The organism is Nocardia sp. NPDC058633 (genome assembly GCF_042717045.1).
In the GTDB taxonomy this organism is placed as follows: Bacteria; Actinomycetota; Actinomycetes; order Mycobacteriales; family Mycobacteriaceae; genus Nocardia.
This window is the reverse complement of sequence record NZ_JBHXRA010000003.1, coordinates 255,530-276,948: the sequence shown is the minus strand read 5'-3', so window position 1 is coordinate 276,948 and position 21,419 is coordinate 255,530. Positions and strand designations below refer to the sequence as shown.

Here is a 21,419-nt window from a genome sequence, read left to right as displayed (position 1 = left end):
CGCCGCAATGCCTGACTATCCCCGATCAGGCGCTATACGAGCCAAGATCGGGGTGTGTTGTTGTCGTCGCCATCATCATCATCGTCGCTCGGTCCGACGATTTCGCCGCGGCGGAAGACTGACCCATAGGTCAGAGCTCGAACGGGTTCAGCGGGCGGCGTCGGTTTCGCGACGGGACAATACAGCCACTCATGGCGCGGTGACGCCTTCAACTCGGCGACCTCCGGCGGCACAGGGTTGGCCCAAAGCTCGATGTCGTTCCAGCGTGCTTCCCCGAATGCCACTCGCCGGGCATAGGTCTGCAACTCCACGGACGCAGTCGGAGAGGCTGCCAAGAGATTCATGAACTCATCGGTGACCGGAACAGCGCACAGCTCGTCAATGGTGGTGTTCTCGCTGCGGATTCGCAGGGTCGCCAGAGCGTCTACCGCTCCCATCAAGCGCTGGAATGCTCGCAAATGTTGCGGGTCTGCGTCTCCTACCGGAATATTCATCACGAACCCCAAGGTTGCGATCCGGAGCCTACCTCATAGGCCGAATCCGGTTTGTTTCTGACCGTTTCGATATTCCCCGCATCGGCAATATCCTGAGCCATTTCGGCCTTCTGCTGAGCGTCTTCGATCTTGTCGGTGATCGGTTTCAGCTTGGCTTCGAGCCCTTCTTCGACATTGCCGACCGGGTCCTTGACGAATTCGACAAAATCCTTCACTGAATTAACGGTTGTTTGAATGGATTCAACCAATGTCATGACATGGTTCATTACCGATTTGAGTTGTACGGCGATGTCGACGAGCTGGTATGCCCATCCGGCGACCGGGACCTTCTTCAGGGCGAACTTGAGGCCCGACTTGACGCCATCGACCACGACCTGGCTCTTCAGAACCTCAATGATCTTGTTGATAGCCTCGGTGACAGCCTTTTCGATCTCGTCGGCAACTCGTTCGAGTGCCGTGCAGATCAATCTGCCTATCGGCCCTTCCCATTGCATACCGGCGGACAGTCGACCTGCAAAGTCCTGGAAGTTGGTCGAAGCTTGCCCATCCCAATGCGAGTCAACTGTGGTTCTCCCCCATTCCAGATTTAGTCCGCCCTTTTCGAAGTTATCCCCGACCTCTTTGTAAACCTCACCGATACGTCTCAGGTCGTTCCAGTTCCCGCCAATCTTCTCAAGGACATCGGTGAGCGGGTTGTAGCCGATCTCGGAGAAGTAATCCAGGATATCCTGTATCCACTCGTTGCCCTGTGCCAGAATCTCATTGAGATTTGGAGGTACCGATACTGTGCAGAGTGGGATCGAGAGGGTCTCCGGGCCACTGTACGGCACGGCATTCACGAAAGCTTCAGTGGTTCCCTGCTCTTCCGTGTTTGGGTCACCGGTCTCGATCCCATTGGTGTGAGCGTTCAGCGCAGCGTAGTTTTTAGCGTCTTGGTCGACGTACATCCACGCGGCTTTGTTGAGCTCGACACCTGTGTTCTGGAGGATCGTCGTCATCTTTCGCTGGCGATCACTCGTCGTATCTCGAAGCGAATTCAGCGGCGTAATAAGCAATTGCATAATGCCGGTGTAGCCATCGGTAGCGGGGCCACCCATAACTCCGGTTGTGCGTGTGAGATAGTCGGCATTAATGCCGATCTCGTCGATCAGCTTGCCAAGCCCGGCGACTTCGCCAGCCTCGACTTTGAATGCTATCCCCATTATTCTTCCCCTCCGCAAAATTGGGTATAACGCCAAGCGTTGATGCTATTTCCAGGGAATTTTGTCGAATACCTGTTTGATCAATGGCTTGGACCGAGCGCACACGTCGTCGTTCAGGGATGACGCCCGTTGCCGCTCAGGCGGGTAGATCTTCAGATCAACCATGCGATCGTTGCTGTACCAAACGAACGCGTGACACGCCCCCGAGATCGTAGAAACCCGGGCCGGATGCCCGATCTCCATCGTCCAAGCCTCCACCTTATCGGTGACTGGCAACGTAGGCGGTGTAGTGAACCCGAGGTGCACTCCCAGGCTTTCCTCGGGGGGTCTCCATGCGCAGTCGGCTAGTGCGCTGGATTCTCCAGTGCCGGTCATTCGTCTGGGGGGTCGGACACTTGGTACTCCGATGGCATTGCTTGCATCATCGCCTGTCAACAGTGCACACGGGTCCACGCCTTCGAACACAGCTGGTATGGCGGACGCAGGTTGACCCTCGACGGTGACAGTCGAGCTCGATGTCTGTGCGCTGCCGCCAGATTCGTCGGCCCCACAACCAGCTGTCAAACTCGCAATGGACACCACTACGGCCAGTCCGAATATGGCTGGCGCGGGACGGGTCACTGGACTTCCCCCTAGTAGGAACGGACCGAACAACTTTCGGCAATCCAAGCAGACGGACCAACAGTGAGCAACTCGCTGTCGAGGCGACCATGCCGTGACTTCCATCCACGAGCGGTCGTCGAATACGTTGCCCCAGAGTGACTGCGATGCATCGGAAAACCACCCGATCGGGACTACTCAGGGTTGAGCTGAGTCCCGAATTGGGAGATTGCAGGATGGGACGGCCATCCGTGTCGTCCGCGCCATTCCACCTCGTCGGGCCCACCAGATTGCCCGATAGTTACGGCAGCACATCTACGACAAACCGATGCGCGCTTTCAGCGGGAATCGCACCACAGGTGCACTTCAACGATTCAGGTTTCGGCACGTAACCCGATGCGTCGCGTCTGCCGGTCGCAGCTGAGCTCTGCGGGGCCGCGGTAGGCGAGAGGTCGGGCATACGTAGCGCGGCCGGGTCACGCCGGCTTGGTGGCGTCCACGTATTGCATGAAGCGGTGGACGCGTTGGTCGATGTCGGTCAGGCCGGCGCGGGCGAACAGCTTCGGGAAGGTGTCGCGGTCGAACAGGCGCAGGCCGCTCAGGCTCGCGGCCAGGCTGCTCGCCGAGCCGAAGAGGTTGTCCTCGGCGTAGCTGGTGCTGATCGCGATTCGGCCGCCGGGGGCGAGCACGCGGATCATCTCGCGGGTGGCGACCAGCGGGTCGGGGATCAGGTAGAGGGCGCCGAAACAGCAGACGGCGTCGAAGGTTCCGTCGGCGAACGGCAGCGTGCGGGCGTCGCCGCGGACGTAGCCGACGCGGGGGCTCGCGTTGTCGGTGGCGGCCTTGGCCAGCATCGGCGCCGAATAGTCCAGGCCCGTGACGAAGCCGCCCTTGGTCAGGTACTCGCTGAGGTAGCGGGTGAAATTCCCTGGGCCGCAAGCCAAGTCGAGCACCTTCATGGGGCCGCTCAGGCGCAGGGTGTCGACCGCGTCGCGGCGGTCGGTGCCGGTGGTCCGGCCGCTGGCGAGGTAGAACAGCGTGGGTCGCCACGCGTGCTCGTACACCGCCGCCAGCGCCGGGGCGTTCATGGTCTTGCGGGCGAGATTCACTGTCGTGCAACCTCGATGGTCATACCCGCCTCGCGCAACCGCGCGGTGAGTGCCTCGCCCATCGCTGACGCGGGGGTGAGCACGCCCGCGCGTTCGGGCAGGGTGTCGAAGGCCAGGCTCAGGCCGCTCTGGCCGAGCAGCACGGCAGTGGCCTGGTAGCCGGGATCGCCGGTGCCGGAGAAGGTGGCCTGGTACTTGGCGCCGGAGCTGGTGCGCGCGAAGGTCTTCATGGTGAACCATCCACTGCGGCGGGCCTTTTCGTCGGGGCCGGTGCCGGGCTTGGGCAGGATCCGGTCGAGCAGCTTGCGCCCGAGCGACACGCGCGAAAGAACCGCACCCGAGGCCATTCCGGCCACGATGCCGCCCGCGATCCCCGCCGCCACCAACGGTGCGGCGGCCGAGGTGCCCGCGTTCATCACCTCGCGGTAGCGGAACTGCTTACCGTAGGCCCAGCCGAGCAGGCCGTTGGTGCGGCGCACGACCTTGGTGTTGTGCGAGGCCATCACGAACGTGGTGACCCAGCCGTCCAGGCTGGCGTCGATGCTGTCGGCGCGGGCCAGCGCCTGATCGGACTGACGGCCGACATCGGGCTCCATGCTGCGGTCCGGGCTCAGCGAATACGGATGGGCCAGGATCTTGCCGCGCGCGGAATCGGCCGCGACGTCTTCCATCATGGCGCGCCCGGAATCGATGGTGCCACCGCTCATACCGCCCTTGAGGTAGGCGACCAGGGTGGTGTCCTCGAGCTCGCCGGTGTCGTCGGCGATGGTGGCGCGGTAGATCTCGTACACACTCAGATCCGACGGAATCGAGTCGTAGCCACAGGAATTCACGATCTTGGCGCCCGAGTCGACGGCGGCCTGTTCGTACTTCTCGATGGCGTCGTGGATGAACAACGGCTCACCGGTGAGATCGGCGTAATGGGTGCCCGCCGCGGCGCACGCACCGAGCAGCGGCAGCCCGTAGCGCAGGTACGGGCCGACGGTGGTGACCACGACCTTGGTGCGCTCGGCCATCGCCGCGAGCGAGGCCGGGTCGCTGGAATCGGCGACGACGAGTTCCCACTGCGCGGCGGCCGGGCCCAACTCGGCGCGGGTGGCGGCGAGCTTGGCCGCCGAGCGACCGGCCAGGGCGATTTTGGCGTCGGCCGGGGCCGCGGTGATGAGGTATTCGGCGGTGAGTTTGCCGACGAAACCGGTGGCGCCGAAAAGGATCAGGTCGAACTCACGGTGCTGCGGCATGACGTGCCTTTCGAAAGGTGATCAGGGCTTGATGGCGGGTGCGCCGGCTTTGCGCGCGCGGGTCTTCTTCGGTGGTTTCGGTGGATGGGCGCTGAGCCAATCACGATGGGCCAGGCCGAGTTCGGTGACCGGCTCATCGCCGTAGAGCCATTCCCTGGCGATCAGATGCCAATTGTTGGTGCTGTCGAGCTGGCCGAGCATGCCGAAGGTGAGGAAGTCGGCACGGCGGGAGAACAGGTGTTCGGGCGGCAGATTCTGCTGCTTCATACCGGTGAATTCGCTGGCCCTCGGGTCGACGGCGAGCAGGAACGCGCCGCTGGCCAGTTCGGGGGTGATGGTGAGTTCCTCGTCGACCAGGCACCACTCCGAGGCGGACAGCACGTATTCGAGGCATTCCTCGGCGCCGATCTCCTCGGGCGAATCGATCACGCCGCGCTCGATCATCAACTGCCGCAAGTCTTCCGCGCGGTCTTCGGCGGCCGCGCGCAAGCACAGGATCTCGAAACCGACCAGCTTGGGGTCCATCCGGTTGAACAGCCCGAAGTCGAGGAAGGCGACCCGGCCGTCGCGGGCGAGCAGCACATTGCCCGGGTGTGGGTCGCCGCAGAACTCGTTGAAGTTGAACAGCGATCCCACGTAGAAGCGGTAGATGATCTCGCCGATTCGATCGCGTTGCGCGGCGGGCATCTTACGGATCTCGTCGAAACCGTCGCCGTCGATGAACTCACTCACCAGCACGCGGGTGGTCGACAGCTCGGGCACCGAGGAGGGCACCACGATGAACGGGTGGTCGCGGTACAGGTGCGCGATCTCGGCCTGCGTGGCGGCTTCGGCCTGGTAGTCGAGCTCGCTCTCCATGTTCAGTTTCAGCTCGTCGAGCACCGCGGGGGTGATCCACGGCATCGCCGAGGCCAGCACCCGGCGAAACATGGTGAGGTTCTTCAGATCGGCGCGCACGGCGGCGTCGACCCCGGGGTACTGGACCTTCACCGCGACAGCGCGGCCGTCGTGCAGGGTGGCCCGGTAGACCTGGCCGATCGAGGCGGCGGCGATCGGCTCCGGGTCGAACTCGGCGAAGACCTCCGCCAGCGGGGCACCGAAATCCTGCTCGATCACCTCGCGCATGGACTCGAACGAGACCGTGGGCGCCGCGTTGCGCAGCACGGCCAGGCGCTGCTGGAAACGCTCGCGATGGTTCTCGGGCACCAGGTCGAGGTCGAGCACCGACATCATCTGGCCCAGTTTCATGGCGACGCCCTTCATGGTGCCCAGCACCATGACCACCTGTTCGGTGGTGCGGATCATCGACTCCTCGGCCATCCGCGCGCGCACCGCCTCCGAGCGTCCGCGCATCGATAGCCTGGTCTTCTTCGAGCGGATGACCGAACCCGCCGCGACCGCCCCCAGCTTCGTCCCGCGGGCAAGCCGGGAAGTCGGCACGTTTTTCGCCATCGAGGTACCTCCGTTGGTGCCGACGCGCACGGCGGTGACACAAGCCACAGCGTCCCGCCCGGGTTCAGCGTAGCCAACCGCGCCGGATTGTCGAGTCCGGCTCCCGTCAACGTTCGAAAGTGCCGGTCAGGACAGCTGTTCGGGAACCTCAGGGAACAGGTGCGGCTGCGCGGTGAAGTACGCCGGTGAGCCGCCTGCGCGCACGATGCCCTCCAGCGCGCTCCACGCCATCATCGTGAGGTAGTCGATGACGTCCTGGCGGGGCATGGCCTTCTCGGTTGTCGTCCACCAGTGCGTGGCCAGCTGGATGCCGCCGACCAGCACGTAGGACCACAGCATCGCGCCGTCGGTGCGCACACCCTTGTCGCCCGCCCGTTCGACCAGCACCGTGGTGACCACTTCGGCGAACAGCCGCTCGAACTCCGCCAGCGAGGACTTGTCGCCCGCCGAGTTGCTCATGATGAACCGGTAGACCTCGGGGTCGTCGTCGACGGTGCCGACGTATTCGGTCATCGCGGCGCGCACGAGTTGGTATTCGTCGGCGTCGAGGCTGATCGCGCCGTACACCCGCGGCAGCAGAGTGGTCTCGATGAAGCGCTGCATGGTGGCGTGGACCAGGTCGTTCTTGTCCGCGAAGTAGCGGTACAGCACCGTCTTGGACACGCCGATCTCGGTGGCGATCTCGTCCATGCCCGCCTGGCTGCCGCGCGCGCGGATGGCATTGAGAGTGCCGTCGACCAGTTCCTCGCGGCGGTCGATCTTGTGCTGTCGCCACCGCCGTTTGCGGCCGTCGGCCGGGCCGCCGCCGCGCACGGGGGTGGCTCGGCTCGACTGCTCGCCGATCTCGACAAGGTCTTCGGTGGACAGAACAGCCCCCTTGCGATCGTTGTTGGCGTCTCTAGCGAACAGCTTAGGCGTGCGGGTGTGGGGTGGCGCTCCTTTGGCCCACGTTGCGGCATTTACCACACTCCGGTCGCTACCCGCGCGTACGACAAACCGGACGGTTCGCCGTGTCGTGGGAGACGCCACGCGGGGTTGGCGGCGGCGCACTCGCCGCGCGCACAGCAGAATGGGGGCTATGGAGAAATCTCCCGGCAACACGGCGGTTCTCACGCCGCGCACCGAGCCCGCCGCCCAGCCCGTCGGCTTCGCGGTGATGGCCGACGAGGCGGGCAAGAAACGCGACCTGTTCAAGATGAAGGCGCTGGCGACCAGTTTCCTGCTGGTGGCCAGCGTGATCTACCTGCTGTGCCGCTGGCTGGAATCGCGCGGCGGCGGGGGCGAGTGGGTGGGCTATGTGCGCGCGGCCTCGGAGGCGGGCATGGTCGGCGCGCTGGCCGACTGGTTCGCGGTGACCGCGCTGTTCAAGCACCCGATGGGCCTGCCGATCCCGCACACCGCGATCATCCGCAAGAAGAAAGACCAGCTCGGCGAGAGCCTCGGCGCCTTCGTCGGCACCAACTTCCTCGCCCCCGACGTGGTCTCGGCACGCCTGGACTCGGCGCAGATCTCGCTGCGGGTGGGTCGGTGGATGGCCGATCCGGCGCACGCGTCCCGGGTGGCGCAGGAGAGCGCGACGATCCTGACCGCGGTCGTGAACACGCTGCGCGACGAGGACGTCGAGCAGATCATCGACAACACCATCGTCAAGCGGATCGCCGAACCACTGTGGGGGCCGCCGCTGGGCCGGGTGCTCTCGGAGATGATCGCCGACAACCGGCAGCGGCCGCTGATCGATCTGCTGGCCGAGCGCGCGCATCAGTGGGCATTGGGCTCACAGGACACGATCGACCGGATCGTGGTGCGCGACGCGCCGCAGTGGGCACCGAAATTCGTGAACACGTTGCTTTCCGAGCGAATCTATCGGGAGCTCGTGGAGTTCACCTGGAAGGTGCGCTCCGATCCCGATCATGAATTGCGTCGAGCCGCCGATCGTTTTCTGCAGGATTTCGCCGACGACCTGCAAAACGACGACGCGATGATCGCCAAGGCGGAAAAGGTCAAGGCCGAGATCATGGGCCGCGAGCAGATCACCGGAATGGCCGAGGCCACCTGGCGGGCGGCGAAGCGGTTGATCTTGGAATCAGCCGACGATCCCGATTCCACACTTCGGCGCAAGGTGGCCGAGAATGTGCAACAGCTCGGCGAGCGTCTGCGTGACGACTCGTCGATGCGTGGCAAAGTGGACGGGTGGATCGATCGAGGTGCTCGCTATCTGGTCGGTAACTACTCCGCGGAGATCACGACCCTGGTGACCGACACGGTCGCGCGCTGGGACGCCGACGAGGCGAGCAGGAAGATCGAATTGCAGGTCGGTCGGGATCTGCAGTTCATCAGGATCAACGGCACGGTCGTCGGCTCGCTCGCCGGCCTGGCCATCTACTCGATCTCGCAGCTGCTGTTCCACTGATCGAGGGTTAGCCGACCGGTGCTAACTGTAGTGCTTGCAATAGCTAGCACCCTGTTCTAGTATTGGCCTTACAACGCCAGAAGGTGAGCGATGACAGACCAACCCGAGAGTCGTGTAGCGCACGCGGCTCAAGACATCGGAGGTTTCATCAGGGCACAGCGCGAAGGTGCGCAGGTGTCCCTGCGTCAGCTCGCCGCTCTGGCGGGGGTAAGTAATCCGTATCTGAGCCAAATCGAACGCGGATTACGTAATCCCTCCGCCGAAGTACTCGCGCAGATCGCCAAGGCGCTGCGAGTTTCCTCGGAGGTGTTGTATGTGCGGGCAGGATTTCTGGAACAGCGTCCGCACAGCCCGGTCCGTGACGCCCTGTTGGCCGACACTTCGGTGTCCGAGCGGCAGAAACAGGTGTTGCTGGAAATCTATGAGTCGTTTCGCCGGGAAAACGGGGAAGTAGCCGGCTCAGGGGGGAACGAACGAGACACTGACGTTTCGTTCACGACAACTGACACTCCGCCACACCAGGAGAATGAAGACTGATGACCGAGAAGACCGCCACTGTGACCAAGCCGCTGTTCGCCACCGTCGGCGCCGGTGACGCCCTCTACGCCGCCGTGAACGACGTCGTCGCCGACGTCCGTGGCCGCGTTGTCGCCACCGATGCCAAGGCCCGCGTCGAAGAGGCCCGCGAGCGCATCGCGAACGTGCCCGCCGACGTGCAGGCCCAGTTCGACACCCTGCGTGACCGCATCTCCGGCCTGCCGTCGGAGCTGCCGGAGGACCTCGCCGAGCTGCGCGAGAAGTTCACCCCCGAAGAGCTGCGCAAGCTGGCCGAGCAGTACTACCGCCAGGCGCTCGACATCTACGCCGACCTCGCCGTTCGCGGTGAGGAGACCGTCGACCGGCTGCGTGCCAACCAGGCCGTCGACGAGCAGATCGGTCGCGTCGAGACCCTCTACAAGGATGCCTCCGCTCGCGCCGAGGACGCCCTCGTCAAGGTCAACGACCTGCTGGGCCGTGGCAAGGCCGAGGCCGAGGCTGTGGCCGACAAGGTCGAGGCCGTAGTCGAGGCCGAGGTCGTCGCCGTCACCACCGAGCCGGCTCCGGCCAAGGCTCCCGCGGCCAAGAAGGTTCCGGCCCCCAGGAAGGCGCCGGCCAAGAAGGCCGCCCCTGCCAAGAAGGTCTAAAGCCTTCGAGCATCACCGCTGACAGCGGCCCCGCACACCTGCGTGTGCGGGGCCGCTGTTCGTATGATGGGGGCGTGAACATCGTGAATGGGATGACCTCGTTGATCTTGCTGGTCCTGTGGGCCTGTGCCCTTGGTGCGACGGTGTTCGCGCTCGTTCACGCGGTTCGGCAGCGTTCGGACGCCTTCACCGCCGTCGACAAGTTGAGCAAGCCGATCTGGCTGGCCATTCTCGGCGGTGCGCTGGTGTTTCTGCTGCTGGGCGCGGGTGGGTTGGGGTTCATCGCGATAATCGGGATCGTCGCGACCGGTGTGTATCTGGCGGACGTGCGCCCGAAGGTCGACGAGGTGCAGCGCGGCCCGCGCTGGTAATCGGTCCGACGAAGGGCTCGCGGGTGAGTGGTACGCAGTGTTACTGTATCTAGCAGTAACACGAAGGAGTGTGCCGATGCGTGCAACGTTGCCGACGGCCCTGCGGAACCTGATCGCGCAGGCGTCCACGGTGGTCGAGACCACCCTCGCGGCCCACCGGGCCGACCTGCGGACACGGTCCCACGGGATCGCGGCTTTCGATCCGCCGCGAATGCCCCACGACGTGATCCCGGTGACCACCGCCGACGGGGCCCGCCTGCGGGTGCACGCCTACGGCCCGGTCGACGCCCCCGTGATCGTGTTCGCCCACGGCTGGACGTGCTCGCTCGAGTACTGGAACGCTCAGATCAACGCCTTCGCCGGCGAGTACCGCGTGGTCGCCTACGACCAGCGCGGCCACGGCGAGAGCACCAACGGGTACGCCCGCCCGAGCACGAACCTGCTCGCCGACGATCTGTGCGACGTGCTCGACGCCGTCCTGCTGCCGGGACAACGCGCGGTGCTGGCCGGGCACAGCATGGGCGGAATGACGCTCATCGCATGGGCGGGCCGCTACCCGGAGCGGGTCGCCGAACAGGCCGCCGCGGTGATCCTCACCAATACCGGCGCGCACTCGCTGGTCGAGGTGTCGACCATGGTTCCCGGACTCAACGTGCCGCTGCGGATTCTGCGCGGCCGGTCGATGCCGACGCCGGACTGGCTCGGCAAGCTCATCCTCGGTACCCCGGTGGTCCTGCCGCCCATCAAGCCGGTGCGCTGGATCTTCGCTCGGCAGGTGATGACCCTCGACACCTCGCGCGAGAAGCTGAACTACGCGCTGTCGGTGGTGCGCGGGTGCCCGATGATGACGCGATCGCGCTACGGGTTCCTGCTCACCGGACTGCATCTGGGCGATGACGCGAAGAACTTCTCGGTGCCCACCACCGTGCTCGCGGGCGACCGTGACGACATGACCCCGGCGATCCACGCCGAACGCTTGGCCGCGCTGCTGCAGGAAGCGGGCACGCTCGCCGCGTTCAAGGTGCTGCCGACCGGCCATCTGGGCAACGTCGAACGCTTCGACCTGTTCAACGCCGAGGTGGCCGAGGTACTCGCCGCCGTCAGCGAGCCCGTGCGCGCCCTGGCCTGACAGCCTGCGAGTATTGGCGGATGAGTTCTACCTCGCCGACCTCGGACGACCGCCGGTTCGTGCTCTCGCTCGGGTGCCCGGACCGGCCGGGCATCATCGCCCGGATCTCGTCGTTCATCGCCGAATTCGGCGGCTCGATCGTAGAAGCCGGGTACCACTCCGACGGCGACATCGGCTGGTTCTTCACCCGGCAGGCCGTCAAGGCCTCGACGGTGCCGTTCTCGATCGACGAACTGCGCGAGCGCTTCGCGGTGGTGGCCGCGGAGTTCGGTCCCGAGACCGACTGGCAGCTCCACGATTCCGGGGCGCCGCGGCGGGCGGTGCTGTTGGTGAGCAAAGACGGGCACTGCCTGCACGATCTGCTGGGTCGCGCGCAGGCCGGTGAGCTGCCTGCGACGATCGAGGCGGTGATCGGCAACCATCCCGACCTGGCGGGCATGACCGAGGCGCACGGGGTGAAATTCCACTACGTGCCGTTCCCGAAGGACCCGGCCGAGCGCGGGCCTGCCTTCGAGCAGGTGCGCGAACTCGTCGACTCCCATGATCCCCACGCGGTGGTGCTTGCCCGCTTCATGCAGGTACTACCGGCACAGCTGTGCGAGCACTGGGCCGGGCGCGCGATCAATATCCACCACAGCTTCCTGCCCTCGTTCGTCGGCGCGCGGCCCTATCACCAGGCCTACGCGCGCGGGGTGAAGCTGATCGGGGCCACCTGCCACTACGTCACCGCCGAACTCGATGCCGGGCCCATCATCGAGCAGGACGTGATCCGGGTCGATCACGCCGACGACGTGCGCGACATGGTGCGTCAGGGTCGCGACATCGAACGAGTCGTTCTCGCGCGTGGCCTGCGCTGGCACCTCGAAGGCCGGGTGCTCGTGCACGGACGGCGCACGGTTGTCTTCGAGTGACCTACAGGTTGTAAAACGGTGCGGGATAACGGAACTCGCCGATGACCGCGGAATCGTAGGCCGTGAGCGCGCGAACCTGGAAGTGCGGCGCCCAGTCGGCTTCGTCGGGCACGATGCCCAGGCGGGGGCCCGGGACGAAACCGAACCGGGCGTAGTAGTCGGGGTCGCCGACCAGGCCGACGACCGATTCGTCGAGAGCGTCGGCGGCGCCGAGGGCGGCATGGACCAGCGCCGAGCCGACGCCGGATTTCTGCTGTTCCGGGTTGACGCCGAGCGGGCCGAGGGCGAGCACGGGGAACGGGCCGATGCCCGCTCTGGTGAGGCAGATGTGCCCGACGACGGTGTCGTATTCGAGCGCCACCAGCGACAGGGTCGGCATCCACGACTCGTCGCTGCGTAGCGTCTCGACGAGGGCGGGTTCGGGGGGTTCGGTGACGTCGGGATCGCCCGCGTAATGCGGGGCGAAGGCGGCGTGGTGGATCGCGGCGATCGCCACGGCGTCCGCTGGGGTCTCGCGACGGATCAGCACAGGTTCAAGTGTCCAGGATTTGGGTACGTGAGCGCAATGATGTGCGGCGCTCGATGTTCGAGGATGCGTCGACGCCCTCGCTGCCGGACTCGGCCGCGGGTGTGCCATGCTCGGGAAATGACTTCCGCGCCGCTGACCCGGGCCGACGTGGCCGACATGATCGACCACACCCTGCTCGCCCCGGAAGCGACTCCGGCCGAGGTCGACGCGCTGGTCGCCGAGGCGCGCAAGCTCGGGGTGTACGCGGTCTGCCTGTCGCCCTCGATGCTGCCGGTGCGCGCACCGGGGCTGGTGGTGGCCACCGTCGCGGGTTTCCCCTCCGGCAAGCACCATTCGCTGGTGAAGGGTGCCGAGGCGCGACTGGCCGTGGACCAGGGCGCCGCCGAGGTCGACATGGTGATCGACGTGGGCGCCGCGCTGGCCGGTGATTTCAACGCCGTACTCGCCGACATCATCACCGTGCGCGAGGCGACCGCGGATCGGGCCGTGCTCAAGGTGATCATCGAATCCGGCGCGCTCACCGACGAGGCGATCGTCGGCGCGTGCCGGGCGGCCGAGCAGGCGGGCGCCGATTTCGTGAAGACCTCCACCGGTTTTCATCCCGCGGGCGGTGCGAGCGCGCACGCGGTGCGGTTGATGGCCGAGACCGTCGGCGGACGACTCGGGGTGAAGGCCAGCGGCGGAATTCGCACCGCCGAGGACGCCGCCGCGATGATCGAAGCCGGTGCCACGCGGCTCGGGCTCTCGAAATCGGCCGCGGTGCTCGCGGGATTTCCCGAGTAGCTGCCGCCGCGCGCTCAGCAGGTGAAGTCGGCCTGCCTGCCGGACGGATCGCTCGCGGACTCCAGTGCGGTCTTTCCGCCCGAAAGGTGCACCGTGACACCGTCGTCGGTGACCTCGACCTCTTGGGCGCGCAGGCCGAGCGGGTAGCTCTGCAAGCTCTGGGTGAAGGTTTCGACGATGCCCTGCACGAGATCGGTGGGCAGGCCGATGCCGAGGAACTGCGCCGACTTGGTTTCCACGGTGATGTTGCCGTCGCGGACCAGCGGCTGCACCTCGAGTTGGGCGAGACCGCCGAGCACGTCGAGAGTGAGCACGCCGGTGCTCGCCGAGGAGCGCACGCCGCTGACCATGGTGCCGAGCGTCTGGCGGATGCCGTCGTTGTTCCAGGTCACGTCGGCGGTCGAGCTCTCGATGGTGCCGCCGCCACGGCCGCGGTCGACGAGTTCGATGTTGTTGAACTTCGCGTGCACCACCATGCCGATCGCGGGACCGAACTTGTTGTCCTCGCTGTCGACGGTGACCGAGCCGACCTTGCCGTCCACGTAGGACAGCAGCATGGGTTTGGGGCCGAAGCCCACGTCGATGCTCGAACCCATCTGCTGTTCGAACGCGCCGCTGATGCAGCGGGAGATCTGGTGCCGGGCATAGGCTTCGGTTCCACCGATGGCCGCGACGAGAAGGACTGCGACCACGGCCAACGCGATCACCAGCGGGCGCCGACCGATCCTGGGGCGTGGGGGCTTGTACGTGGTCATGGCATCGGATTCTTCCCGATCTTTATGAGTCTGCTCTGAGGACGGGGTGAAAGCCTTCCCAGCAAAATGTGACCTGGCGCACTGGAGCGGGCGTAGCCTGGGCTCATGACTGGCGAGGGCGCGCGCCGGGTGGCGGGGACAGCGGAGCATCGGTGGCGAGTGCTGCGGCGCCTCGCCGGGCGGCACGCGGGCTTCTTCACCACGCGTCAGGTGTTGCGCACCGGCTGCGAATCGCAGGTCAGGGCCGCCCTCGGGGACGGGTCGGTGACCAGGGCCGGGGTCGGGATGATGCGGCTGGGGCAGTGGCGGGTGGGGCCGCTGGACGAGTACGCGATGTGGGCGGCGTGGTTCGACGGCGCGGCCGCGGTGTCGTATCAGAGCGCGGCGGAACTACACGGGATCGGGCGGTTGCAGCCGCGGTTTCTGCATCTGTCGGTGTCGGCGGGGCGCCCACCGGTCACGCCGCGGTTGGTGCTGACGCGGCGCAAGCTCGCCGCCGGGGACGTGGAGTCGGCGGGGCCGTTTCTGGTGACGACGCCGGTACGGACGGTCCTGGACCTGGCCGAGACCGAGATCTCGCAGTCGGCGTTGGACGAGGTGGTCGCCGACGCGGTGGCGATTCACCGGTGCGATACCGACGAGATCTGGTGGGGTGGACAGCAACTGGCGCCGCGGGCGTCGGCGCGGGTGCGGCGGGCGTTAAGCCGGGCCTGACGGGGCGACCACGTCCCAGGGGACCGACAGCACGCAATCGCGCATTCGTCGGCGATAGGTCTGTAGCGGGAAGCCGTTGGCGCGCAAGATGTCCGCCGCCTCGCGCCAGCGGATCCGTGGGCCGTACGGCGCCATGGGCGCGCAACGCTCCCAGGCTCGGTCGGCCGCGGTGAGCAGGGTGTGCACGCGCTCGCCGGGAATGTTGCGGTGGATCAACGCCTTCGGCAGGCGCTCGGCGATGTCGGAGGGGCGGTCCACGGTGAAGGGGTCCCAGGCCAGGGTCAGGGAAACCGGGCGGTGGCGGTCGAGCAGCACCCAGGCGCAGCGGCGGCCGAGTTCGTCGCAGGTGCCGTCGACGAGCAAGCCGTCGGGGGCCAGATTGGACTGCATACGCGACCACGCGTCGCCGACCGCGTCCTCGGGGTATTGCCGAAGGACGTTGAACGCGCGGACCAGGGTCGGGCGCAGGCCCGCCAGTTCGAAGCCACCACGGGCGAAGCGGACACCGTCGCGGGCTGCGACGACCCGGGCCGGGTCGATCTCGAGGCCGACCACCTCGACGTCGGGACGGACCGTTCGCAGGCGGGCGGCGAGTTCGAAGGTGGTCCAGGGGGCGGCGCCGTAGCCGAGATCGACGACAAGGGGTGCCGGGGACGCACGCAGGGTCGTGCTGACGAGTTCGTCGTTGACGAGCCAGCGATCGCTGCGCCGCAGGCGGTTGACGCCGGTGGTGCCGCGGGTGATGGTGCCGACCGGGGGGATGGCCTTGCGGCTCGGGGCCACTGGTGCGCGGGCTCTCGGGGTGCGTCAGACCGACTTGTCGGCGGTCAGGCGATCCAGGTAGCGCACGGTTTCCTCCTGCTCGGCGCGGAACAGGTCGACCAGGTTCACCAGCATCAACTGCTCCAGGCGCGGGCCGACCATGGGGATGAAGACCTTGGCGGTGGGGGAGAAGCGCATGGTGGCGCCGGTCTCGGTGGGAAACAGGCGGATGGTGCCGGTGAGGCTGCCGGGGCCCGCGGGGATCGAGGCGGAGAACTTGCCCTCGGTCTCGTCGTGGGCGAAGGGGCCCCAGCTCTCCTTGCGGGTGATCACCATGTCTTTGCGCATCACGGTCTGGGCGATCTCGGGCAGCATCTCGCGGGGCAGGGTGTGGTGCAGGACCACGTCGATGCCGTCGTCGGTGACGTCGAGGCTGACCACTTCGTTGTTGGGGGCGTACTTGCGCATTTCGGCGACGCGGGCTTCCCAGTAGTCCCTGCTCTGGAGGGCTGCGTACAGCTCTTCGGTGGTGTGCAGGGGGTAGCGAGCGGAGTAATCCAGTCTGCGTGCCATGGCAGGACACGTTACGTGGTGGGGCCGCGGACGGAGGGAAGTGGTGGGTTGTCTGTGCTCGGTCCTATAAAACGACGCCGACGGTCACCGGTTCGGGCTCCAGCGGCACGCCGAATCGTTGCTGGACGCCGGCGCGAACCGTGCGGGCAAGGGCGACGATGTCGGCGGCGGTCGCGGCGCCGCGGTTGGTCAGCGCCAGGGTGTGCTTGGTCGACAGGCGCGCGGCGGCGGTTTCGCCGGGGAAGCCCTTCGCGAAACCGGCTCGTTCGATGAGCCAGCCAGCCGACAGCTTGGTGCCGTCGGGCGCGGGATAGGTGGGCACCGTGATGTCGGCGCCGACGTGGGCGGCGATCGCGGCCAGTACTCGCGGCAGCTGCTCGTCGGTGACGACGGGGTTGGTGAAGAACGAACCGGCGCTCCAGGTGTCGTGATCGGCCGGATCGAGAACCATGCCCTTGCCTGCCCGCAGGCGCAGCACGTGCGCGCGCACCTGCTCGACCGGACGGGTCTCGCCGTCGCCCGCGCCCAGTACCTTCGCCAGTTCGCCGTAGCGCAACGGCGCGCTCGTCCCGCTCGGATCCAACGCGAACTCGACAGCGAGGACCACAGCGTCGTCGCTGTGCTTGAGCACGCTGGTCCGGTAGCCGAAGCCGAGTTCGCCCGGCTCGACCCAGCGCACGTCCCCGGTCTCGCGATCGAGCAGGCGCACCCGGCGCAACAGCGACGCGACCTCGACCCCGTAGGCGCCCACGTTCTGCACCGGCGTCGCGCCGGCCGAACCCGGGATCCCGGACAGGCACTCCAAGCCGCCCAGCCCGGCCGCGACGGTCGCCGCGACCACCTCGTCCCAGTTCGCGCCCGCCTCGGCCACCACGCCGTCGGCGCCCAGCTCGACACCGGTCGTGCCGACCCGGACGACGACGCCGTCGAAGCCCGCGTCGTCGACGAGCAGATTCGACCCGCCCGCCAGCAGCAGGACCGCGATACCGGCCGTATCCAGGGCCTTCACCGTGGCCACCAGGGCCTCGGTGGTCGAGCATTCGGCGAGCATCGCGGGCCCGCCCACCCGTAACGTCGTCAATTCGGACAAACGCACCGAATCCCGGACCGTCGCGCCGGTATCGGCAAGCAGGTCACGCAGCTGATCGGTGGACACCACCCGTGTTGTACGCACGTCCGCAGACGGTACCGTGTCGAGCATGGCTACACCTCTGGCGTTCACTGCCGCCTACACGCATTCCGTCGATGCGGTGCGCGCCGCGTACTCCGACGAGCAGTACTGGAAGGCCCGGATCGCCGAGGTCGGTGGACCCGGCGCCCGGCTCGACGCGTTCGCCGTCGACGGCGACGAGGTCCGCGTCCAGATGGTGCAGTCCATCCCCGCCGATCAGCTCCCGCCCGCCATCACCGCCGTGCGCCCCGGTGACCTGGTCATTCCGCGTACCGAGAGCTACACCGGCACCGGCGGCATCTTCGAAGCGCACGTGGACGGCGCCCCCGCGGTGGTCCGCGGCACGGTGACCATGGCCCCCGACGGTGGCACCGGCTCCACCACCGCCATCAACGGCACCATCGAGGTGAAGATCCCGCTGTTCGGCGGCAAGATCGAGGCGGCCATCTCGGAGCGGCTGATCGAACTGCTCGGCAACGAGGCCACCTTCACCGAGGAGTGGTTGAACCGGCAGTAGCCGCTCCGGGCCGCGAACGGCCCGGCGGTTCCGGCATCGTCGGTGAGACAGCTGTCACGAGGTACGGGTCGATAGCTCGGCGTACATTCGATGCGTGAGCAAACATTCGGTAACCGGTATGTTGCCCGCGTCGAGTGCTGTGCGACGGGGTTCGACTGCGCGGTGGCGTGCACCGCGCAGTCGAAGCGGGCGGTCCGTGGTTGCGGTGATCTTGCTGGCGGTGCTCGTCGTGCTGACGGGGTGCTCGTCGGACGGTCCGGGTGAGGCCACCGAGGCGGCCGGACCGGTCGCGCAGGTCACCATCGCGCCCACGCCCGGCGCCACCGATGTCGACCCGGTCGCGCCCGTTTCGGTGACGGTCGCCCAGGGCACGATCGACCGGATCGCCCTCACCAACGCCGGTGGCAAGCAGATCACCGGCGAGCTCAGCCCGGACCGCACGACCTACACGGTCTCCGAACCGCTCGGCTACGGCGCGTCCTACACCTGGTCCGGCACGGCCATCGGCGCCGACGCAAAACCGGTCCCGATCGATGGCACCTTCACCACGATCAGCCCGCAGTCGACCATCGCGGCCACGATCAATATCGGCGACGGCCAGGAGGTGGGCATCGCGGCCCCGATCATCCTGAAGTTCGCCGGGCCCGTCACGAACAAGGCGGCGGTGGAGAAGGCGCTCACCGTCACCACCGACCAGGACACCGAAGGGGCATGGGCCTGGCTGCCCGACGACGGCGGCTCGCGCGTGCACTGGCGTCCGAAGAACTACTGGACGCCCGGCACCACCGTGCACGTCGCCGCGAAGCTCTACGGCGTCGACCTCGGCGGCGGCGCCTACGGCGACGCCGATGTCACCTCCGACTTCACCATCGGCCGCAGCCAGATCGTCATCGCGAACGCGCCGAGTCACCGCATGCAGGTGGTGCGCGACGGCGCCACGATCTTCGACTTCGCGGTCTCCTACGGCGAAGGCAACGAACCGCGCAATGTCACCCGCTCGGGCGTGCACGTCGTCACCGAGAAGTACGAGGATTTCATGATGTCGAATCCGCCGTACTACACCAACGTTCGCGAACGTTGGGCCGTCCGCATCTCCAACAACGGCGAATTCATCCACGCCAACCCCGAGTCCCTCTCCGCCCAGGGGTCTTCGAACGTCACCAACGGGTGCATCAACCTCTCACCCGGCGACGCCCAGGCCTACTTCCCGACGGCTCGCTACGGCGACCCGGTGGAGGTCACCGGCACCTCGATCGAGTTGTCCCAGGCCGACGGCGACATCTACGACTGGGCCATCGACTGGTCGACGTGGAAGTCCATGTCGGCCTTGCCCCCCGCTTAGGGCGGCGGCAGCCGTCGTGCCGTGGGGTTCGACGTCCACGGCACGACGTTCGGCTATTGCCGATGCCGAGGTAGCAGCAGTGCTGGGACGAGCGCCGCGGCGATCATGACGGGCGCGATCAGATAGGTGTGCTGGAAGGCATCGGCCAGTGCGGGGGCGAGTGCGGCTCGCTGGTCAGCGGTCATGGCGTGCAGCGCCTGGAGTCCGCCTGTCACCGGGAGCAGCGCACCCAGTACCACCGAGGCCACCGCGGTGCCGATGGCCATCGACGTGGTGCTGATCATGTTCAGCACCGTCGATCCGACCGGCTGTTGCTCGCGGCTCAGCGGCCGGGTCGCGGTGGTCATCACCGGCATCAACGTCCCGCCGCCGCCCGCTCCCATCAGCACCATCGTGAGGCACAGCGCCCAGTACGGCGCGTCGGCGTCGAGCTGGAGCACGAACAGCACGAACCCGGTGAGCGCCACCGCGATCGACGCCGGCAGGTACCGGCCCGGCGGAATCCGATCGATCAGTCTGCCCGCCACCTGCATCGTCGCACCCGATGCCAGGGCGAACGGAATGCCCAAAGCGCCTGCCACCAGTGCTGATTCGCCGCGCACCACCTGGAAGTACAACGGCAGCAACAACATCGAACCGAAGTAGCCGCCCGCGAACACGGCCAGTAGCACCGCGGAGAGGCCGGTCGTCCGGTTGCCGAGCACGCGCAGATCCAGCAGCGGCACCGCGGTGGTCAGGGAACGACGCACGAACGCGGCGATGAGACCGACCCCCACCAGCAGCGGCACGAGCACCGCGGGCGTGGCGAATCCGGCACTCTCGCCCGCCGCGGTGACGCCGTAGATCACCAGCGCCAGCCCGGGCGACATCAGCAGCAGCCCGCGCACGTCGAGCGCCCGCGGCGGTTCCGGCGAGTCCTCGGGGACGACCCGGACGACCAGCGCCAGCACCAACGCGCCCAGTGGCAGGTTGATGAAGAACATCCAGCGCCACGACACCTCGTCGATCAGGTACCCGCCGATCACCGGGCCGAGGAGCGGGCCGACCAGAATCGCCAGCCCGAGGGTGCTCATCAGCCTACCCAGTCGCTCCGGTCCGGCCGCGCGCAACAGGATCGTCATGCCCACCGGCATCAGCAGTCCACCGCTCGCGCCCTGAATCAGCCGAAAAGCGATGAGCGACTCGATGTTCCAGGACAGCCCGGCCAGTAGGGAACCGACCACGAACGCGGCGATCGCCGTCAGGTACAGGCGCTTGGCGCCGAACCGGCCGACCAGCCACGCCGAGGTCGGCACCACCGCGCCGAGGGCGAGCGAGTAGCCGGTGGCGACCCACTGGATGGTGCTCAAGCCGGCGCCGAACTCGACGGAGAGCTTGTTGATGGCGACGTTCACGATGGTCTGATCGAGTGTCGCCATGATCATGCCGACCACCAGCACCAATGCGACGCGCATCGGATCACGGGTGATGACCGGCTGGACGGTAGTGGTCATCGCCGTCACTTCCCGTACGGGTGGGCGGCGCGAGCGGACCGCAGGGCCTCGCCCCACCAGGTCAGCTGATCCAGCATGGTCGCGGCGGCGGCGTCGGCATCGTCGGGTGAGGTCAGCTCGCCCGCGGCGTCGAAACGGCCCCACGGATTCGGGAAGCAGACCGAGTCGCGCACGGTGACCGCGTGCAGTTCGGCGAAGACCGGGCGCAGGTGTTCCACCGCGCGCAGCCCGCCGGAGATGCCGCCGTAGGAGACGAAGCCGACCGGCTTGGCCTGCCACTCGAGGTGGTGGGTGTCGATCAGGTTCTTCAGCGAGCCCGGGTAGCTGTGGTTGTACTCGGGGGTGACCACGACGAACACGTCGGCACGCGCGAGCTTTTCGGTGGCCTCGGCGAGCGAGGGGTGGTCGGTGGCGGCGCCGAACACGTGCGGCAGTTCGGTGCTCGCGGTGTCGACCACATCGACGGTGACGGCGTCGCGCAGTGCGGCCTGCCGGACGAACCAGTTCGCGATCGTCGGCCCGAAGCGCCCTTGCCTGGTGCTGCCGATGACGACCGCGAGCTGTAGTGGACTGATGGGCGTACCCGCGCCTTCGTCGCGGCCGTGCGTGGCTGAGGACCGCCGCGCGTCTGCGGTGTCGGCGGTTCGGATGTGGTCGACCGTGGCGCTCATGACGTT

The 21,419-nt window shown here is 67.0% G+C and carries 24 protein-coding genes; 10 read left to right on the top strand and 14 right to left on the bottom strand.

Annotated features, from left to right (window positions below; translation table 11 throughout):
* Nucleotides 1-32: 32 nt before the first annotated feature.
* The 7 genes from ACFWUR_RS05280 to ACFWUR_RS05250 all read right to left on the bottom strand — a co-directional run bounded on the left by ACFWUR_RS05280 (nucleotide 33) and on the right by ACFWUR_RS05250 (nucleotide 6,941).
* Nucleotides 33-497: a hypothetical protein gene (locus ACFWUR_RS05280; RefSeq protein ID WP_378902160.1), complete on the bottom strand. Its 465-nt coding sequence runs from the start codon at nucleotides 495-497 to the stop codon at nucleotides 33-35.
* Nucleotides 494-1,696 (bottom strand): hypothetical protein, encoded by a 1,203-nt coding sequence (locus ACFWUR_RS05275; protein ID WP_378902157.1) that lies wholly within the window; start codon nucleotides 1,694-1,696, stop codon nucleotides 494-496. Before ACFWUR_RS05275 ends, ACFWUR_RS05280 begins: the two co-directional genes overlap by 4 nt.
* 45 nt (nucleotides 1,697-1,741) lie before the next feature.
* Entirely contained in the window at nucleotides 1,742-2,422 is a 681-nt protein-coding gene (locus tag ACFWUR_RS05270) for a DUF3558 family protein (protein WP_378902154.1), read from the bottom strand.
* Between the two features lie 350 nt (nucleotides 2,423-2,772).
* On the bottom strand, nucleotides 2,773-3,405 hold the full coding sequence (locus ACFWUR_RS05265) for a methyltransferase domain-containing protein (RefSeq protein ID WP_378902151.1): 633 nt from the start codon (nucleotides 3,403-3,405) through the stop codon (nucleotides 2,773-2,775).
* Nucleotides 3,402-4,646: a saccharopine dehydrogenase family protein gene (locus ACFWUR_RS05260; RefSeq protein ID WP_378902148.1), complete on the bottom strand. Its 1,245-nt coding sequence runs from the start codon at nucleotides 4,644-4,646 to the stop codon at nucleotides 3,402-3,404. The genes ACFWUR_RS05265 and ACFWUR_RS05260 overlap by 4 nt, the downstream gene beginning before the upstream one ends.
* Nucleotides 4,647-4,667: 21 nt before the next feature.
* Nucleotides 4,668-6,098, bottom strand: coding sequence for an ABC1 kinase family protein (locus ACFWUR_RS05255; RefSeq protein ID WP_378902145.1), 1,431 nt, complete (start codon nucleotides 6,096-6,098; stop codon nucleotides 4,668-4,670).
* Between the two features lie 126 nt (nucleotides 6,099-6,224).
* A complete protein-coding gene (locus ACFWUR_RS05250; RefSeq protein ID WP_378902512.1) occupies nucleotides 6,225-6,941 on the bottom strand; it encodes a TetR/AcrR family transcriptional regulator in 717 nt (238 codons plus the stop codon).
* Nucleotides 6,942-7,176: 235 nt separating this feature from the next.
* On the opposite strand from ACFWUR_RS05250, the gene ACFWUR_RS05245 reads away from it, so the two are divergent.
* The 6 genes from ACFWUR_RS05245 (at nucleotide 7,177) to purU (ending at nucleotide 12,103) form a co-directional block, all read left to right on the top strand.
* Complete coding sequence (locus ACFWUR_RS05245) at nucleotides 7,177-8,508, top strand: DUF445 domain-containing protein (RefSeq protein WP_378902142.1); 1,332 nt, start codon at nucleotides 7,177-7,179, stop codon at nucleotides 8,506-8,508.
* Nucleotides 8,509-8,598: 90 nt separating this feature from the next.
* Nucleotides 8,599-9,045, top strand: coding sequence for a helix-turn-helix domain-containing protein (locus ACFWUR_RS05240; RefSeq protein ID WP_378902139.1), 447 nt, complete (start codon nucleotides 8,599-8,601; stop codon nucleotides 9,043-9,045).
* Complete coding sequence (locus tag ACFWUR_RS05235) at nucleotides 9,045-9,692, top strand: heparin-binding hemagglutinin (protein WP_378902136.1); 648 nt, start codon at nucleotides 9,045-9,047, stop codon at nucleotides 9,690-9,692. Before ACFWUR_RS05240 ends, ACFWUR_RS05235 begins: the two co-directional genes overlap by 1 nt.
* Nucleotides 9,693-9,784: 92 nt before the next feature.
* Entirely contained in the window at nucleotides 9,785-10,063 is a 279-nt protein-coding gene (locus ACFWUR_RS05230) for a DUF2516 family protein (RefSeq protein ID WP_378902510.1), read from the top strand.
* A 76-nt stretch (nucleotides 10,064-10,139) separates the two neighbouring features.
* Entirely contained in the window at nucleotides 10,140-11,192 is a 1,053-nt protein-coding gene (locus tag ACFWUR_RS05225) for an alpha/beta fold hydrolase (protein WP_378902134.1), read from the top strand.
* Nucleotides 11,193-11,212: 20 nt separating this feature from the next.
* Nucleotides 11,213-12,103: a formyltetrahydrofolate deformylase gene (purU, locus tag ACFWUR_RS05220; RefSeq protein WP_378902132.1), complete on the top strand. Its 891-nt coding sequence runs from the start codon at nucleotides 11,213-11,215 to the stop codon at nucleotides 12,101-12,103.
* 1 nt (nucleotide 12,104) lies between these two features.
* Here purU and ACFWUR_RS05215 read toward each other — a convergent pair whose 3' ends face one another.
* Nucleotides 12,105-12,632 (bottom strand): GNAT family N-acetyltransferase, encoded by a 528-nt coding sequence (locus ACFWUR_RS05215; protein WP_378902129.1) that lies wholly within the window; start codon nucleotides 12,630-12,632, stop codon nucleotides 12,105-12,107.
* A gap of 117 nt (nucleotides 12,633-12,749) precedes the next feature.
* On the opposite strand from ACFWUR_RS05215, the gene deoC reads away from it, so the two are divergent.
* A complete protein-coding gene (deoC, locus tag ACFWUR_RS05210; protein ID WP_378902126.1) occupies nucleotides 12,750-13,415 on the top strand; it encodes a deoxyribose-phosphate aldolase in 666 nt (221 codons plus the stop codon).
* Nucleotides 13,416-13,429: 14 nt separating this feature from the next.
* Here the strand turns inward: deoC and ACFWUR_RS05205 are convergent, their stop codons facing one another.
* Complete coding sequence (locus ACFWUR_RS05205; RefSeq protein WP_378902123.1) at nucleotides 13,430-14,170, bottom strand: DUF2993 domain-containing protein; 741 nt, start codon at nucleotides 14,168-14,170, stop codon at nucleotides 13,430-13,432.
* A 105-nt stretch (nucleotides 14,171-14,275) separates the two neighbouring features.
* Between ACFWUR_RS05205 and ACFWUR_RS05200 the strand changes: the two genes are divergently transcribed.
* Nucleotides 14,276-14,884 carry a hypothetical protein gene (locus ACFWUR_RS05200; RefSeq protein ID WP_378902120.1) on the top strand — a complete coding sequence of 203 codons (609 nt, stop codon included), beginning with the start codon at nucleotides 14,276-14,278 and terminating at the stop codon, nucleotides 14,882-14,884.
* Here ACFWUR_RS05200 and ACFWUR_RS05195 read toward each other — a convergent pair.
* The 3 genes from ACFWUR_RS05195 to ACFWUR_RS05185 all read right to left on the bottom strand — a co-directional run bounded on the left by ACFWUR_RS05195 (nucleotide 14,870) and on the right by ACFWUR_RS05185 (nucleotide 17,420).
* On the bottom strand, nucleotides 14,870-15,667 hold the full coding sequence (locus tag ACFWUR_RS05195; RefSeq protein WP_378902117.1) for a class I SAM-dependent methyltransferase: 798 nt from the start codon (nucleotides 15,665-15,667) through the stop codon (nucleotides 14,870-14,872). The two genes, ACFWUR_RS05200 and ACFWUR_RS05195, sit on opposite strands and share 15 nt — an antisense overlap.
* Nucleotides 15,668-15,691: 24 nt before the next feature.
* On the bottom strand, nucleotides 15,692-16,219 hold the full coding sequence (locus tag ACFWUR_RS05190) for a DUF2505 domain-containing protein (RefSeq protein ID WP_378902114.1): 528 nt from the start codon (nucleotides 16,217-16,219) through the stop codon (nucleotides 15,692-15,694).
* A 64-nt stretch (nucleotides 16,220-16,283) separates the two neighbouring features.
* A complete protein-coding gene (locus ACFWUR_RS05185) occupies nucleotides 16,284-17,420 on the bottom strand; it encodes a UDP-N-acetylmuramate dehydrogenase (RefSeq protein ID WP_378902111.1) in 1,137 nt (378 codons plus the stop codon).
* On the opposite strand from ACFWUR_RS05185, the gene ACFWUR_RS05180 reads away from it, so the two are divergent.
* Together ACFWUR_RS05180 and ACFWUR_RS05175 are read left to right on the top strand one after the other, a co-directional pair.
* Complete coding sequence (locus tag ACFWUR_RS05180; protein WP_378902108.1) at nucleotides 17,419-17,907, top strand: DUF2505 domain-containing protein; 489 nt, start codon at nucleotides 17,419-17,421, stop codon at nucleotides 17,905-17,907. The genes ACFWUR_RS05185 and ACFWUR_RS05180 overlap by 2 nt on opposite strands.
* 118 nt (nucleotides 17,908-18,025) lie before the next feature.
* The gene (locus ACFWUR_RS05175) at nucleotides 18,026-19,249 is read left to right on the top strand and encodes an Ig-like domain-containing protein (RefSeq protein ID WP_378902507.1); all 1,224 of its coding nucleotides are present in this window, start codon (nucleotides 18,026-18,028) and stop codon (nucleotides 19,247-19,249) included.
* A 53-nt stretch (nucleotides 19,250-19,302) separates the two neighbouring features.
* Here the strand turns inward: ACFWUR_RS05175 and ACFWUR_RS05170 are convergent, their stop codons facing one another.
* Nucleotides 19,303-20,742 (bottom strand): DHA2 family efflux MFS transporter permease subunit, encoded by a 1,440-nt coding sequence (locus tag ACFWUR_RS05170; RefSeq protein ID WP_378902105.1) that lies wholly within the window; start codon nucleotides 20,740-20,742, stop codon nucleotides 19,303-19,305.
* 5 nt (nucleotides 20,743-20,747) lie between these two features.
* Nucleotides 20,748-21,413 carry an NADPH-dependent FMN reductase gene (locus ACFWUR_RS05165; protein WP_378902102.1) on the bottom strand — a complete coding sequence of 222 codons (666 nt, stop codon included), beginning with the start codon at nucleotides 21,411-21,413 and terminating at the stop codon, nucleotides 20,748-20,750.
* Nucleotides 21,414-21,419 lie beyond the last annotated feature (6 nt).

Bases quoted from the DNA above. Each gene is read 5' to 3' on its own strand.
- ACFWUR_RS05175 (WP_378902507.1), top strand. From the start codon at position 18,026: ATGTTGCCCGCGTCGAGTGCTGTGCGACGGGGTTCGACTGCGCGGTGG.
- ACFWUR_RS05260 (WP_378902148.1), bottom strand. From the start codon at position 4,646: ATGCCGCAGCACCGTGAGTTCGACCTGATCCTTTTCGGCGCCACCGGT.
- ACFWUR_RS05270 (WP_378902154.1), bottom strand. From the start codon at position 2,422: ATGGAAGTCACGGCATGGTCGCCTCGACAGCGAGTTGCTCACTGTTGG.
- purU (WP_378902132.1), top strand. From the start codon at position 11,213: ATGAGTTCTACCTCGCCGACCTCGGACGACCGCCGGTTCGTGCTCTCG.
- ACFWUR_RS05165 (WP_378902102.1), bottom strand. From the start codon at position 21,413: ATGAGCGCCACGGTCGACCACATCCGAACCGCCGACACCGCAGACGCG.
- ACFWUR_RS05190 (WP_378902114.1), bottom strand. From the start codon at position 16,219: ATGGCACGCAGACTGGATTACTCCGCTCGCTACCCCCTGCACACCACC.
- ACFWUR_RS05240 (WP_378902139.1), top strand. From the start codon at position 8,599: ATGACAGACCAACCCGAGAGTCGTGTAGCGCACGCGGCTCAAGACATC.
- ACFWUR_RS05225 (WP_378902134.1), top strand. From the start codon at position 10,140: ATGCGTGCAACGTTGCCGACGGCCCTGCGGAACCTGATCGCGCAGGCG.
- deoC (WP_378902126.1), top strand. From the start codon at position 12,750: ATGACTTCCGCGCCGCTGACCCGGGCCGACGTGGCCGACATGATCGAC.
- ACFWUR_RS05205 (WP_378902123.1), bottom strand. From the start codon at position 14,170: ATGACCACGTACAAGCCCCCACGCCCCAGGATCGGTCGGCGCCCGCTG.
- ACFWUR_RS05255 (WP_378902145.1), bottom strand. From the start codon at position 6,098: ATGGCGAAAAACGTGCCGACTTCCCGGCTTGCCCGCGGGACGAAGCTG.
- ACFWUR_RS05245 (WP_378902142.1), top strand. From the start codon at position 7,177: ATGGAGAAATCTCCCGGCAACACGGCGGTTCTCACGCCGCGCACCGAG.
- ACFWUR_RS05235 (WP_378902136.1), top strand. From the start codon at position 9,045: ATGACCGAGAAGACCGCCACTGTGACCAAGCCGCTGTTCGCCACCGTC.
- ACFWUR_RS05185 (WP_378902111.1), bottom strand. From the start codon at position 17,420: ATGCTCGACACGGTACCGTCTGCGGACGTGCGTACAACACGGGTGGTG.
- ACFWUR_RS05200 (WP_378902120.1), top strand. From the start codon at position 14,276: ATGACTGGCGAGGGCGCGCGCCGGGTGGCGGGGACAGCGGAGCATCGG.
- ACFWUR_RS05275 (WP_378902157.1), bottom strand. From the start codon at position 1,696: ATGGGGATAGCATTCAAAGTCGAGGCTGGCGAAGTCGCCGGGCTTGGC.
- ACFWUR_RS05230 (WP_378902510.1), top strand. From the start codon at position 9,785: ATGACCTCGTTGATCTTGCTGGTCCTGTGGGCCTGTGCCCTTGGTGCG.
- ACFWUR_RS05170 (WP_378902105.1), bottom strand. From the start codon at position 20,742: ATGACCACTACCGTCCAGCCGGTCATCACCCGTGATCCGATGCGCGTC.
- ACFWUR_RS05180 (WP_378902108.1), top strand. From the start codon at position 17,419: ATGGCTACACCTCTGGCGTTCACTGCCGCCTACACGCATTCCGTCGAT.